Raw genomic sequence first — 13,990 nt, 5'->3', positions numbered from 1 at the left:
GTCGTCGGTGAGTTTCCTGGAGGCGATCTCCCTCCACGGAACGGTACGGCCCGTCCTTCCCCGTGCCCACGGGTTTCCACCGGAACGACGGGGCGACGGGGAGGTGGGCGAACTGCGCCCGGTTCAGCCCCCGTTGTGGAAGACCGACCCGACGAACTCCGCGAGGAGCCGCTCCTTCAACGGACCCGGCATCGCGTCGAGCAGGGCGAGCACCGGCGCCGTCCGGTCGGGCAGCGCCCCGTCCCCGTCGAGTCCCGCGAAGGCCAGGACGGCGGCGATCTCGTCCGGCCCGAGCGTCGCCGGATCGAGCCGCGCGGCGAAGCCGACGAGCGCCGGATCGACCGTCACGGGAGGCAGCGCGCGGGCGGAGCCGAGCGCCTTCACCAGGTCCTCGACCAGCGCGTCCACCCGGCCGGCGGTGGCCGGGGTGAGCGTGAGGTGCAGATTGGGCGGCAGGCCGTCGAAGGAGAGCTGGGGCTGGAGGTACCAGCCGAGGATCCGCATCTCGTCGGCCAGGTGCAGCAGCAGGCTCAGGTCCGGCGCGCCCGCGTCGTCCAGGACGGTGAAGGAGACGAGCCCGGCGGCCGGGTCGCCGAGCACCCGCACTCCCGGCACCGCCCGCAGTCCGGCCAGGAGCCGGTCCGAGGCCTCGCCGACCCGCCCGGCCAGGACCGTGTAGCCGTCCTCGCCCACGTACCGCAGGACCGCCCACGCCTGGGCGAGCAGACCGCCGGACTTGGTGCCCTGGACCGTGGGGTTGACCACCGGATAGCCGGGCCAGCCGGCGTGCGCGAAGTACTGGTGGCGCCGCAGCCCGGCGTCCCGGTACAGCACGACGGAGGCGCCCTTGTCGGCGTACCCGTACTTGTGCAGGTCGACGGAGAGCGAGGTCACCCCGGGCACCGACAGGTCGAAGGGCTCCACCGTCCGCCCGGCGCGCCGCAGATGGGGGAGGAGCCAGCCGCCGATGCAGGCGTCGACGTGGCAGAGCACGCCCCGCCCGGCCGCCGCCGCCGCGATCTCCGCCACCGGATCGATCACGCCGTGCGCGTACGAGGGGGCCGAGGCGACCACCAGGGCGGTGCGGTCCGTGATCGCCGCGCCGATCGCGCCGGCGTCGGCCCGGAAGGTGACCGGGTCGACGGGGACGACGACCGCCTCCAGGCCCAGGTAGTGCGCGGCCTTGTGGAACGCGGCGTGCGCGGTGGACGGCAGCACGAGCCGGGGCGCCGTCACCCCCCGCTCCGCGCGCGCGTGGTCGCGGGCGGCCTTGACCGCGAGCAGGATGCTCTCCGTACCGCCGCTGGTGAAGGTGCCCCGGGCGCCGGGCGCGCCGAGCAGCGCGGCGACGGCCCCCACCACGTCGTTCTCCAGGCGGGCCACGCTCGGGAAGACGGTCGGGTCGAGGCCGTTGACGGTGGCGAAGGCCGTGTACGCGGCGGCGGCCAGCTCGTCGAGGCCCTCGATCCCGGCGTCGTACACGTAGGCGAAGGTCCGGCCGCCCCGGGTGGGCGCGTCGGCCTCCCGCAGGCCGCGCAGTTCGTCGAGGACCTCGGCGGCGGAACGGGCGGGGACGACGGGGTCAGTCGGCACGGAGGGCCTTCGCTTCCTGCTGCGGGGCAGCCTGTTCGGGTACGGCGGGTACGGCTCCGGAGGGGTCCTCGCGGTAGCGGCGCAGGAACCAGAGGCTCGCGGCGGCCAGGACGGCGGGCAGCAGGCTCATGCCGAGGGAGATGCCGGTGAGCGCCGCCTCGGGCTGGGCCACCCGGTGCTCCGCGTCGGAGGACCGGAACCCGGTCACGGCCAGGACGAGCGCGAACACCCCGGCGCCCAGGGCGAAGGCCAGTGTCTCGGCGGCGGTCCACAGCCCGGTGAAGGTCGCCGCCCGCTGCCGGCCGGTGCGCACCGCGTCGGCGGCCAGGGTGTCCGCGAGCATGGTCAGCGGAAGCAGCTGGAGCCCCGCGTAGGCGACGCCGACGACCGCGACCGCGCCGTACCCGACGCCCGGCCCGGCCACCGGGGCGAGGGCGAGCAGCAGCGCGCCGGCGGTGAAGAGCAGCGACGCGCACCACTGCGCCGCCTTCGCGCCGAAGCGGCGCGAGAGCCGGGTCCACAGCGGCATGACGAGGACGAGCGGACCGATCAGACCGGCGAAGAGCGGGGTGACGGCGGCGGGCGAGCCCAGGGTGTACGTGGCGAAGTACTGGACCCCGGCGAGCATCACGCCGACGGCGAGGGCCTGGAGCGTCCACATGCCCGCCAGGAAGAGGAACGGGCGGTTCGAGCGGGCGGCGGCCAGCTGCGCCCGCAGCGACGGCTCGGCCTCGCTCCGGGTCACCACCGGCGCCCACCGGGTGGTGAACCACGCCCCGAACATGCCCGCGGCCAGCAGCACGGCGACGGCGACCCCCATCAGCCGGTAGCCCCCGGGACCGTCCCCGTCGGCGTGGGCGATCGCGGGGGCCAGCGCGCCGGACAGCAGGATCGCGACGCCCAGGAACCCGACCCGCCAGCCGAGGACCCGGCCGCGCTCGGCGGGGTCCTCCGTCATCTCGGCGGGCATCGTCACGTACGGCACCTGGAAGACGGCGTACGCGGTGGCGGCGAGGAGGAAGAGGACGGCCACGTATCCGGCGGCGGCCGTCCCGCGCAGCGGCGGGGCGGCGAAGATCAGCGCGAAGAGCGGCGGCAGCGTGCACGCCCCGAGGAGCAGGAACGGCCGGCGCGGTCCGCCGTGCAGCCGGCTGCGGTCGGAGAGGGCGCCGACGAACGGATTGACGACGACGTCCCACGCCTTGGGCAGGAAGACCGCGAAGCCGGCGACGGCGGCGGGCACGGCCAGGACGTCGGTCAGGTAGTACAGGAGGATCAGTCCGGGCACGGTGGCGAAGGTGCCGGTGCACAGGGAGCCGAGCCCGTACCCGACGCGTACCCGGCGCGGCAGGGGAGGGACCGGCCCGGAAGCGGCGCTGGCGTCTGCTGGCATGGCGCAGATCATGAACGACCGTTCGAGCGGGCGGCAAGAGCCGGGTGTGACGCGGAGATGAACTCCGGGGCCGCGGGTCCCGGGGTGAGCCGCGTCTCACCGGCCCCGGACGGCCTTGCTATGCAACTCGTTGCATAGCAAGATCGGGGCCATGGCGCTCGACCACGCGATCCTCGTGTCCCTGCTGGAGAAGCCCGGATCCGGCTACGAGCTGGCCCGGCGCTTCGAGCGGTCCATCGGCTACTTCTGGACCGCCACCCACCAGCAGATCTACCGCGTGCTCAAGCGCATGGAGAGCGACGGCTGGATCGACGTCCGGGACGTGCCGCAGCAGGGGCGCCCGGACAAGAAGGAGTACTCCGTCGCCGGTCCCGGCCGGGACGCGCTCTCCGCGTGGCTGCACGAACCGATCGAGCCCGAGAGCGTGCGGCACGACCTCGCGGTGAAGATCCGGGGCGCCGCCTTCGACGACCCGGCCGCCCTGATCGGCGAGGTCGAGCGGCACCGGACGGCGCACACGGACCGCCTCGCCCACTACCTGGCGGGCGAGACGCGCGACTTCGGGGAGCCGGACGCGGCGGACGACCGGACGGATCCGGCGGCGGACGGCCCGCTCGACGCCGAGCGGGAGCTCCAGCACGCCGTGCTGCGGGGCGGCATCGCGTACGAACGCATGATGATCGCCTGGCTCGACGACGTCCTCGCCACGCTCGCCCGCTTCGGTCCCGGACGCTGACCCCGGGACCCCGGGACCCTTCCGTCCTCCCCCCCCGCACCCTCACCACCACCCTCATCCCGAGCCGGAAAGGCGGACCTCATGGCCGACCCGCTGCTGTTCAACCCGCACACCTACGACCCGGAGCACTTCGACCCGGAGACCCGCCGGCTCCTGCGCGCCACCGTCGACTGGTTCGAGGCGCGCGGCAAGCGCCGGCTCATCGAGGACTACCGGACCCGCGCCTGGCTCGGCGACTTCCTCGCCTTCGCCGCCGAGGAGGGCCTCTTCGCCACCTTCCTCACCCCGTCCTCCGCCGCCGGAGAGGACGAGGGCGACAAGCGCTGGGACACCGCCCGCATCGCCGCCCTCAACGAGATCCTCGGCTTCTACGGCCTCGACTACTGGTACGCCTGGCAGGTCACCATCCTCGGCCTCGGCCCGGTCTGGCAGAGCGACAACGCCGCCGCCCGCGCCCGCGCCGCCGAACTCCTCTCCCGGGGTGAGGTGTTCGCCTTCGGCCTCTCGGAGAAGACCCACGGCGCCGACATCTACTCCACGGACATGCTGCTCACCCCCGACGGCGAGGGCGGCTTCCGGGCCACCGGCTCCAAGTACTACATCGGCAACGGCAACGCGGCCGGACTCGTCTCCGTCTTCGGCCGCCGCACCGACGTCGAGGGCCCCGACGGCTACGTCTTCTTCGCCGCCGACAGCCGCCACGACGCGTACCACCTGGTGAAGAACGTCGTCGACTCCTCCAAGTACGTCAGCGAGTTCCGCCTGGAGGACTACCCGGTCGCCGCCGAGGACGTCCTGCACACCGGCCGCGCCGCCTTCGACGCCGCCCTCAACACGGTCAACGTCGGCAAGTTCAACCTGTGCACCGCCTCCATCGGCATCTGCGAGCACGCGATGTACGAGGCCGTCACCCACGCGCAGAACCGCATCCTGTACGGCCGCCCCGTCACCGCCTTCCCGCACGTGCGGCGCGAGCTGACCGACGCGTACGTCCGGCTGGTCGGCATGAAGCTGTTCAGCGACCGGGCCGTCGACTACTTCCGCACCGCCGGTCCCGAGGACCGCCGCTACCTCCTCTTCAACCCGATGACGAAGATGAAGGTGACCACGGAGGGCGAGAAGGTCATCGACCTGATGTGGGACGTCATCGCCGCCAAGGGCTTCGAGAAGGACAACTACTTCGCCGAGGCGGCCGTGGAGATCCGGGGCCTGCCGAAGCTGGAGGGCACCGTCCACGTCAACCTGGCGCTGATCCTCAAGTTCCTGCGCAACCACCTCCTCGACCCGGTCGCGTACGAGCCCGTCCCGACCCGCCTGGACGCGGCCGACGACACGTTCCTCTTCCGCCAGGGCCCGGCCCGCGGCCTCGGCTCGGTCCGCTTCCACGACTGGCGCGCCGCCTACGACGCGTACGCCCACGTGCCCAACGTCGCCCGCTTCCGCGAACAGGCCGACGCGCTCTGCGAGTTCGTCCTCAAGGCCGCCCCCGACGAGGAGCAGAGCCGCGACCTCGACCTGCTGCTCGCCGTCGGCCAGCTCTTCGCGCTGGTCGTCCACGGGCAGCTGGTCCTGGAGCAGGCCGCCCTCACCGGACTCGACGAGGACGTCCTCGACGAGCTGTTCGCCGTGCTCGTCCGCGACTTCTCCGCGCACGCCGTCGAACTGCACGGCAAGGACTCCGCGACCGAGCAGCAGCAGCTCTGGGCGCTCGGCGCGGTCCGGCGCCCCGTCGTCGACGAGGCGCGCTCGGGCCGCGTCTGGCAGCGCGTCGAGGCGCTGTCCGGCGCGTACGAGATGACGCCCTGACCCGCCCCGCCCGTCGCGCGGAAGCCCGCACGGCCGCCCTCCCCGGGTGGCCGTGCGGGCTTCCGCCGTTCCTTCCGGGCCCGGTCTAGTCGAACGGGTCGAGCGTCACGTACGCCTGCTGCGGGTTGCCGTCGTGCACCAGCGACTCGTGCGCGCCGACGTCGTCGAAGGCGAAGCCGTACGCCTTGCCGTCCACCATCCGCTCGTGGATCGCCCGCGAGTAATGGTTGGTCACCGCGTCCTTGTAGAAGTTCGCCGACGAGGCGTCCGGCTGGTTGGGGTTGGTGAGCAGGGTGGACCGGTTGTAACCGGCGCAGAGCGTGCGGGAGATGGGGCCGCGTACCTGGTCGTTCGGGGCGTCCAGGTGCTTGTAGCAGCCGAAGACGCTGTCCGAGTCGGGCTTCTGGAACGAGGTGACGACCTGGCCCGCCCCGTTGGTGAAGTTCATGACGTTGCCCGAGACCCGCCCGTAGTACTTCACGGAGGGCTGGTTCGCGAAGGGCGTCACGGTCAGGGTCGACGTGGAGTACTTGCTCCAGACGCGGTTGACGTAGTCGTTCAGGACCCCCGCCGACAGGCCGCCGGCCTCGATGCCGTGGCCCGGCGCGAGCGCGCGCAGCACCGTGCCGTCGGAGCGGGTCTGGATCAGGCCGCCCCAGCCGCCGGGCTGGGCGCGCAGCGCGTCGAAGAAGCCCCGGTAGCCGCCGGGCTTGAGGCGGCCCGCGTTCGCGACGGAGCCGTTCGGCCGTTTCACGCCGACCGCGTAGGGCGCCGAGACCATGTCGACCTGGGTGCTGTTGAGCCAGATGCCGGCGTCGTTGAGGGTGTACTCGGACCAGTTGAAGAGGATGTTCCGGTTGGGGTCGCTCGGGTTCTGGACCGCGGGCTGCACGAGCCCGCCCGTGGCCAGCTTGAAGTTCAGCTTCTGGCCGTAGCTGAAGTAGATGCGGCCGGAGAACTTCGGCAGCCGGATCGTCATCGACCGCCCGTTGGCCGGGCCGGCGATGGAGGCGTCGGGCGCGGGGACGGGGACGGAGCCCCCGGCCGGCCAGGGGTGGAAGGTTCCGTTCGCGTCCGCCCAGCCCTGTCGGCCCGTCGAGAGCTCGGTGCCGAGGTTGTAGACGTACACCTGCTCTCCGCGACCGGAGTTGTTCGTGAAGGTGAGCGGGATGGTGGCCGGGACGGCGGCCTCGACGGGGTCGGAGGAGACGGCGACGGTGACGCCGGTGCCGATCAGCGCGGCGGCCACCAGAAGGGGGACGAGTCGGACGCGCGTGCGCCTGTGACGTGCGGACACGTGGGGCTCCTGGGAGGTGGGGGGACTCCGTGTGGGGGGAATCCATGGGGGGATCGCGCTCTTGAGAGCGCTCTCAAGGATGGGAGGGTGGGGTGAACCTGTCAATGGTCGCGGCGGATCCGACGGCGGTCGGCGGGGTGCTCCGCCCGGACGCCCCGATGAGGGGGCGACAGAATTTGATCGGTTTATTGCATTTCAGGTACGGCCGCCGGTCGCTTTATGCGACCGGAATGACCGGTGGAGGTTGTCCTTTCGGCTCGGTCACACGGCGAACCCGAACTGACTATGCTCACCGGTGTGTTGCGCAGCGCTTACAGCGAGTCATGAACGCCGTGGGCGCGCGGACGGAGCAAGGTCGTGGGGGAAAGCGCCCGCCGGCGCGATTCCCGGAGCGATCCCCCGGGTTTCCGCCCGTCGGGATTTCATCGGAGCACGCGTACACATGCCCGAATGAAGTCCGGCTCCGTTCCTTTCGGCGCACCGCACCCCCACGGTCCGCTCATTCCAGACTTCTTAGGGACCCTCCTGATGGTTCGTGCAGGTTCGATTTCCAGAGCCCGGCCGACTCCGGTCGTCCGGGAATGGCTCCTCCCCCCGGGAGTTCTGGCGGGAGCCTCGATGTTGGCGCTCCTCCTTTGCCCTGCACGGATACGGACACCGGTCGCCTGGTGCGGTCTCGCCGCGGTCGTCCTGGCGGGCCTCACCTCGGCAGGGACCGCGCGCCGGCTGCGCACGGCGGAGGCGGCCCGCCACAAACGGGCGAGCGAAGGGGCGGCGAAGTACTACGAGCAGCGCGAGGCCGCCCTGCTCGGACGGCTCGCCGACCAGCGGGCCACCACCGTCTGGCTCGCCGAAGAGCTGCTGCCCGCGGCCGTCGCCCGGCTGAAGCGGGGCGACCCCGCCTCGGACATCCTGCGCGCCGTCGACTTCGGGAAGCACCTCGACGAGGAGTTCGCCGACGCGCTCAAGGGCGCCCTGCGGACCCTCCTGGAGGCGGTGGAGGCCGAGGAGCACACCCGGGACGCCTCCCAGCGCGCGCTCGTCGCGGTCGCCCGCCGCGTCCAGGCGATCGTGCACCAGCTCGCCAAGGACCTGCACGCCATGCAGATCCTCCACGGCAACGACATCGTGGTCTCCCGCGGCCTCCAGGACGTCGACCACCGCAACGCCCTGATCGGCCGCCTCGCGGCCAGCATCGCGGTCCTGGGCGACGCCCGCCCCGGCCGCCAGTGGTCCAAGTCGATCCCGCTCTACGACATCCTGCGCGGAGCCATGTCGCGCATCGTGGACTACCCCCGGGTCAAGCTCCGGGCCGTGGCGGAGGTGGCCGTGACCGGCCCCGGCTCCGAGCCGCTGATGCACCTCCTCGCCGAACTGCTCGACAACGCCACGTCGTTCTCGCCCCCGCACGCCCCCGTGGAGGTCACCGCGAACGAGGTGCCCTCCGGCGTCGCGATCGAGATCGAGGACCGGGGCGTCGGCCTCACCGAGGAGGTCCGGCAGCGCGTCGAGCGCGTCATGGCGCAGTCGCAGCGCACCATCCAGCTCGCCAGCCTGGGCGAGGTCACCCAGCTCGGCCTGCCCGTCGTCAGCCGCCTCGCCCGCGAGCACGGCTGCGAGGTCCACCTGCGCACCTCCGCCTACGGAGGCGTACGGGCCGTGGTGCTCGTCCCCCGGCGACTGATCACGACCATGCCCCAGCCCGCCGTCCGCCCCAACGACTTCGCCAAGAGGCGCGCGGCCGGAACGGGCCGGACGCTGGGCGGCCCGGTCCGCACCGCACCGGCGTCCGCGCCGACGCCCCCGCCCGTACCGACGCCGGCGCCGATGCCCGCGCCCCTGCCGTCGCCCGCCCTCGCCGCGGAGAACGGCGAGGTCAGGAAGTCCCCCAACGGCCTTCCGCAGCGGCGGCGCGAGTCGCCCGTCCCGATCCCGGTCGTGGTGACGGGCCCCACGACCCCCGCCACGCCGGCCTCCTCCCGACCGTCTCCCCAGCCGGGCCTGATGTGGGAGGCGTTCAACGGCGAGAAGAGAGCGGCCGCCGAACCTTCCCCCTTCCCCAGCGAGCCTTCAGATGAGGTCGAGTAACATGCAGCCACTGCCCAACATGGACTGGATGCTCACGGAGCTCGTCAGCAGCGTTCCGTTCGTGCGCCACGTGGTCATCCTCTCGGCGGACGGGCTGAGCATCGGGCAGGCGAACACGGCGCCCGACACCGCCGACGCCATCGCCGCCGCCTGTTCCGGCATCCAGAGCCTGGCCCGGGCCATCGCCCAGATGTTCCCGCACGGCGACGGTTCGACGCGGATGGTCGGCATCGAGGCCGACGGAGGCTACTTCTCCCTGATGGCGGCCGGCCCCGGCGCCTACCTCGCGGTCCTCGCCGACCAGGAGGTGGACGCCGGACTGCTCGGCGACCGCATGAGGACGCTGGTGGCACGGATCGGCCAGCACATGACCAGCCCGCCCCGGCAGGACGTCAGGCAGGCGATGTGACATCGGAGACCCCGGGCCCCTGGAATGAAGGCAATCCCGTTCCGCTCTACGTCATCACCGGCGGCTCCGATTCCTCGGCCAAGGGCTTCAACCTGGTCACCCTCATCGTGGCGAGGGACACGCCCGACCCCTCGATGCAGCCCGAGCAGGCGTCCATCCTCACCATGTGCGCGTACCCGCTCTCGGTGGCCGAGGTCTCGGCGTACCTCAGCCTTCCGTTCAGCGTCGTCACCGTGCTGCTCTCCAAGCTCGTCGAGAACGAGCGGGTCGAGGCCATCGCGCCCGTGCCGGTGGCGAACTATCCCGAACGCGGCCTATTGGAGGCGGTGATCCATGGACTACGCAAGCTCTGACACGCTCGTTCCCGGCCCGCGCGGCACCGACATGCTGCTGCCGCACAGCGCCAGGGGCGTCAAGGTCGTGATCGTCGGCGGCTTCGGCGTCGGCAAGACGACCATGGTCGGGGCGGTGAGCGAGATCCCGCCCCTGACCACCGAGGAGACCATGACGCAGGCGGGCGTCGGGATCGACCACAATCCCGGCGCCGAGGGCAAGAACACCACGACCGTCGCCCTGGACTTCGGACGGATCAGCATCAACCGGGAGCTGGTCCTCTACCTGTTCGGCACCCCCGGACAGGAGCGCTTCTGGTTCCTGTGGAACGGCATCTTCGAAGGGGCGCTCGGCGCCGTGGTCCTCGTCGACACCCGCAGGATCGAGGTCTGCTTCGAGGTCATCACCCGCCTCGAAGACCGCCGAGTCCCCTTCGTCGTGGCCGTCAACACCTTCCCGGAGGCCCCGCAGTACCCCGTGGAGGAACTGCGCACCGCCCTGGCCCTCGGCGATTCCGTGCCCCTCGTCGCCTGCGACGCGCGGGACCGGGCGTCCTGCCGCGACGCCCTGCTCTCGCTGATGGACTACCTGCACACCCTCGTCGCCGCCCAGGAGACCGCATGACCTTCCCACCCGCCGAACACGCCACCGCGCAGGCGGGCCGGGTCCCGCCCCCCGGCTGCCCGGCCCACGCCGCCACCGGAACCGACGGGGCCACCCGGCTCTACGGCGAGGCGGCGGCGACGGACCCCATGGGCCTGTACGAGGAACTGCGGGCCGCCCACGGTCCGGTGGCGCCCGTCCTGCTCGACGGCGACGTGCGCGCCTGGCTCGTCCTGGGGTACCTGGAGAACCGCGACGTGGCCAGCCGCCCGACCCAGTTCTCCCGCGACCCCCGCGTCTGGCACGGCTGGCGCAGCGGGGAGATCGACCCCGCCACCTCGCCGCTCATGCCGATGATCGGCTGGCGCCCCGACTGCGTCTGCGCGGACGGCGAGGAGCACCAGCGGCTGCGCGGCGCGGTCACGGCCGGCCTCAGCCAGTTCGACCACCGGGGGGTCCGCCGCCACATCACCCGCTTCGCCCACCAGGTGATCGACGGGTTCTGCGAGAAGGGCGAGGCGGAGCTGGTCGGGCAGTTCACCGAGCACCTGCCCATGCTCACCCTCATCCACCTCCTCGGCATGTCGGACGAGGACGCGCCCGAACTCGTGCACGCCGCCCGGGACCTCTTCAAGGCCACCGAGACGTCGCTCGCCAGCAACGCCTTCGTCCTGGAGAGCCTCGAACGGCTCGTCACCGCCAAGCGCGCCCACCCGGGGCACGACATCGCCTCCGCGCTGATGGCCCACCCCGCCGGGCTCACGGACGAGGAGGTCAAGCACCACCTGCGGCTCATCCTGCTCGCCGGGTACGAGACGACGGCCAACCTGATGTCCAACGTCCTGCGGATGGTCCTCACCGACCCCCGGTTCCGCGGCTCGCTGGCCGGCGGCCAGATGACCCTGCCCGAGGCGGTGGAGCAGGTCCTCTGGGACGAGCCGCCGCTGATGGTCTGCCCGGGCCGCTGGGCCAACAGCGACACCACCCTCGGCGGACGGGAGATCAAGGCGGGGGACATGCTCCTCCTCGGCCTGGCCGCGGGCAACGTCGACCAGGCCATCCGCCCGGACCCCTCGGCCCCCGTGCACCACAACCGGGCGCACCTGTCCTTCAGCGCCGGCACGCACGAGTGCCCCGGCCAGGACATCGGCCGCATCATCGCCGACGCCGGCATCGACATGCTGCTCACCCGGCTGCCCGACATCGCCCTGTCGGTCCCGGAGGAGAGCCTCACCTGGCGCTCCAGCACCTGGGCCCGGCACCTGACGGCGCTGCCCGTGAGCTTCTCCCCGCGCGCCCCCCGGGTCGACGACGGCCCGGCGCCGCTCCCGGCCCCGCCCGTCCAGAGCGACGGGGTCCCGCCGGTCCCGCCGGTGCCGGCGAGCGCGCCCGGGGAGACGCGCCGGGCCGGCGGACGCGCCTCGTGGTGGACGCGCGTGAAGCGCCTGCTGCGCAGGGGCTAGGCCGCCCCGCCCGGTGACGGCGGCGGCCCGGACCCGCCGCCGTCACTCCGGGAACGGCACGTCCGACGCGGTGTAGCGGGGCGCGCCGGTGTACCAGGCGTGGATCCCGGAGAGGAACCCGCAGGCCCCCCGGAGCCACGCCTCCAGCTCGGCCCGCTCCTCCCGGTCGAGCCCGGCCCGCCGCACGAGGAGCGGCACCTCGTTCCGCCGGAGGTGCTCGAAGTCCCGCAGCCGGGCGTTCACCAGGTTCAGGGCGGCGGGCACGGCGTCGTGCAGGGCGATCCCGAGGGACGTCCCGACGACCACGACCAGATTGTTGACGTCGTTCTCCTCGTGGACCTCCCGCTCGTAGGACGCGATGTCGTTCGCGAGCCCCATGAAGTCCATGAAGGCGTCGAGGAGGGCGCGGACGGTCCGGCTGTGCCGGATCTGCTCGGGCACGCGCGCGCCGGTCGCCAGCTCGACGGAGTAGGGGGCGGTGTGGGCGGCGAAGCTCTCCCGCCGGAACGGGGCGTAGTCGATCAGGTGGGGGACGCGGCCGGTGCGGCTGTTGGCCAGCTCCTCGACCCCCGCGTCCACGTACCTCGCCAGGGCCCGGTTGAAGTCGTGCCGCCAGTGCGCCAAACCCGGCGGGAAGAGGTGCTGTTGGAGATCGGCGATGCCCCGCTCGACGGCGTTCTCCGGCTCCGGCAGCCGGGCGTCGGGCTCGGGCCGCAGGAAGGCGTGCAGCCGGGCGGTGAAGAGCCGCGCGCCGGGCAGGTCACCGGTCTGCTTGAACGCGGAGGCGAAGTGGTCGTCCCAGGCCAGCGCCCATATGTTGAAACGGTGGTTCAGCCGGAGGGCGGGCAGCGAGGCGTCGGGGAGGGTCCAGGCGGTCAGCTGGTCGACGGTCATCGCGTGGAACTTGGCCCGGGACCATATGGGCCGCTGGCCGGGCAGCTCCCCGTACCCCTCCAGCATCCCCATCTCGCGCGCCCAGGTCTCGCTCTCCTCGTGCAGGTTCGACAGGTACGGGTTCACCCGCAGCGGGTGGGGCATCCACAGCTGCGGAGGCTCGACGGTGCGCACGGTCATGAGGACCGACCTCCTTCTCTTACGTGACGACAACCGCCCCCGGCCGCGAGGCCGGGCGGTGCCCGCCCCACAACCCTCCAAACCTGCCCGTCGTGAACGGCCGGCAATCACCCAACAGTTGCTGACCACCAATCAGAACAGGTTCGCCTCCGGAACGGAACGATCCTTCCCGTGCACATTCCATAAACCGGGAGCGAAGCGGGCCCCGCCCTCCCTCCGCACGGGGCGTTCCCCGAGGTGACCGGGACTTTCCCGCACCCCCCGGAGCGAAGTGCCCCCGGGCGGGCGCCGGAGCCGGGTCCGGACCGCGTCGCTGGACCCCGACCGTCCGGGCGGTCCGGTGCCGTTGCCTTCCTCGTACGAAACGGGCCACCTTCCCGAGCGCACTCGCCGCGCGCCGGCCCCGCCGGTCACTCCACCGTCCCCCACCACGCCCCCGTCCGCTCCGTCCCCGGTGCCGGGTGGTCGGGCAGGCGGGTGTCCAGGGCGAGGCGGGAGACGATGCGGTAGCGGTCGCCCCGGTAGAGGGAGCGGACGTACTCCACGGGGCGGCCGGTGGTGTCCGAGGTGGTCCGGTCGAAGAGCAGGGCGGGGGAGAGGACCGGGACGCCGAGGAGGGCGGCCTCCTCCTCGCTCAGGACGGTCGGCTCGATGGACTGGACCGCGTGGGCCGTGCGGATGCCGCGCCGCTCGCGCAGATGGGCGTAGAAGCCGCCCTCCATGTCGGCGGCGGTGAGGTCGGGGACCAGGTCGGCGGGGACGTGCAGGTGCTCCAGGGCGATCGGGGCGCCGTCGACGTGCCGGAGGCGGGTCACGTGCACCAGCTCCGCCGCCGGGGAGACCGCCAGCTTCCGACCGATCCGGGCCCCGGCCCGTACCGTGCGCAGGTCGAGGACCGTGCTCGTCCAGTCGCCCCGGCTCCGGGGCGCGCCCGCCGACCGGTCCTCGGCGACCAGCTCCTGGGTGACCTTGTCGGGCGCGACGAACATCCCGCGCCCGTGCTCCCGCACCAGCAGGCCCGTCGCCACCAGCTCGTCGACGGCCGCGCGGAGCGTGGGGCGCGAGACGCCCAGGGCGGCGCAGAGGGTGCGCTCGGAGGGGATGGCGTCGCCGGGACGGCGGCCGTCGATCACGGTCAGCAGGTGCTCCCGTACCCGTTCCCGCTTGAGCTCCATGCCCGCCCCTCCCCGCCGTG

The 13,990-nt window shown here is 72.7% G+C and carries 12 protein-coding genes; 7 read left to right on the top strand and 5 right to left on the bottom strand.

Annotated elements, in window-relative coordinates; translation table 11 throughout:
* Positions 1 to 123: 123 nt before the first annotated feature.
* A complete protein-coding gene (locus tag ACIQD7_RS09575) occupies positions 124 to 1,593 on the bottom strand; it encodes a pyridoxal phosphate-dependent decarboxylase family protein (protein WP_402441027.1) in 1,470 nt (489 codons plus the stop codon).
* Entirely contained in the window at positions 1,583 to 2,986 is a 1,404-nt protein-coding gene (locus tag ACIQD7_RS09570) for an MFS transporter (RefSeq protein WP_402441025.1), read from the bottom strand. Before ACIQD7_RS09570 ends, ACIQD7_RS09575 begins: the two co-directional genes overlap by 11 nt.
* A 151-nt stretch (positions 2,987 to 3,137) precedes the next feature.
* Here ACIQD7_RS09570 and ACIQD7_RS09565 point away from each other — a divergent pair, with 151 nt between their 5' ends.
* Both ACIQD7_RS09565 and ACIQD7_RS09560 read left to right on the top strand, forming a co-directional pair.
* A complete protein-coding gene (locus ACIQD7_RS09565) occupies positions 3,138 to 3,722 on the top strand; it encodes a PadR family transcriptional regulator (RefSeq protein ID WP_402441023.1) in 585 nt (194 codons plus the stop codon).
* An 81-nt stretch (positions 3,723 to 3,803) separates the two neighbouring features.
* Positions 3,804 to 5,528, top strand: coding sequence for an acyl-CoA dehydrogenase family protein (locus ACIQD7_RS09560; protein WP_121831208.1), 1,725 nt, complete (start codon positions 3,804 to 3,806; stop codon positions 5,526 to 5,528).
* Positions 5,529 to 5,613: 85 nt separating this feature from the next.
* On the opposite strand, the gene ACIQD7_RS09555 is transcribed toward ACIQD7_RS09560, so the two are convergent.
* On the bottom strand, positions 5,614 to 6,780 hold the full coding sequence (locus ACIQD7_RS09555; RefSeq protein ID WP_202528586.1) for a glycoside hydrolase family 64 protein: 1,167 nt from the start codon (positions 6,778 to 6,780) through the stop codon (positions 5,614 to 5,616).
* Between the two features lie 663 nt (positions 6,781 to 7,443).
* On the opposite strand from ACIQD7_RS09555, the gene ACIQD7_RS09550 reads away from it, so the two are divergent.
* Genes ACIQD7_RS09550 through ACIQD7_RS09530 form a run of 5 tightly spaced genes read left to right on the top strand, consistent with a single transcriptional unit; the run spans position 7,444 to position 11,721 of the window.
* Positions 7,444 to 8,913 (top strand): ATP-binding protein, encoded by a 1,470-nt coding sequence (locus ACIQD7_RS09550; RefSeq protein ID WP_402441020.1) that lies wholly within the window; start codon positions 7,444 to 7,446, stop codon positions 8,911 to 8,913.
* A 1-nt stretch (position 8,914) separates the two neighbouring features.
* A complete protein-coding gene (locus ACIQD7_RS09545) occupies positions 8,915 to 9,322 on the top strand; it encodes a roadblock/LC7 domain-containing protein (RefSeq protein WP_229991540.1) in 408 nt (135 codons plus the stop codon).
* Positions 9,319 to 9,675, top strand: a complete 357-nt coding sequence (locus tag ACIQD7_RS09540; RefSeq protein WP_121831211.1) for a DUF742 domain-containing protein — start codon at positions 9,319 to 9,321, stop codon at positions 9,673 to 9,675. Before ACIQD7_RS09545 ends, ACIQD7_RS09540 begins: the two co-directional genes overlap by 4 nt.
* Positions 9,656 to 10,279: an ATP/GTP-binding protein gene (locus ACIQD7_RS09535; protein ID WP_121831212.1), complete on the top strand. Its 624-nt coding sequence runs from the start codon at positions 9,656 to 9,658 to the stop codon at positions 10,277 to 10,279. Before ACIQD7_RS09540 ends, ACIQD7_RS09535 begins: the two co-directional genes overlap by 20 nt.
* The gene (locus tag ACIQD7_RS09530; RefSeq protein ID WP_161374265.1) at positions 10,276 to 11,721 is read left to right on the top strand and encodes a cytochrome P450; all 1,446 of its coding nucleotides are present in this window, start codon (positions 10,276 to 10,278) and stop codon (positions 11,719 to 11,721) included. The genes ACIQD7_RS09535 and ACIQD7_RS09530 overlap by 4 nt, the downstream gene beginning before the upstream one ends.
* Positions 11,722 to 11,763: 42 nt before the next feature.
* Here the strand turns inward: ACIQD7_RS09530 and ACIQD7_RS09525 are convergent, their stop codons facing one another.
* Together ACIQD7_RS09525 and ACIQD7_RS09520 are read right to left on the bottom strand one after the other, a co-directional pair.
* Positions 11,764 to 12,795 carry a hypothetical protein gene (locus ACIQD7_RS09525; protein WP_402441016.1) on the bottom strand — a complete coding sequence of 344 codons (1,032 nt, stop codon included), beginning with the start codon at positions 12,793 to 12,795 and terminating at the stop codon, positions 11,764 to 11,766.
* 410 nt (positions 12,796 to 13,205) lie between these two features.
* Entirely contained in the window at positions 13,206 to 13,970 is a 765-nt protein-coding gene (locus ACIQD7_RS09520; protein ID WP_402441014.1) for a GntR family transcriptional regulator, read from the bottom strand.
* Positions 13,971 to 13,990 lie beyond the last annotated feature (20 nt).

Origin of the sequence: Streptomyces sp. NPDC093071 (assembly GCF_044754545.1) — a bacterium.
In the GTDB taxonomy this organism is placed as follows: Bacteria; Actinomycetota; Actinomycetes; order Streptomycetales; family Streptomycetaceae; genus Streptomyces.
Note: the sequence above shows the minus strand (reverse complement) of the source record. Positions and strands in the feature narration are given on the sequence as shown.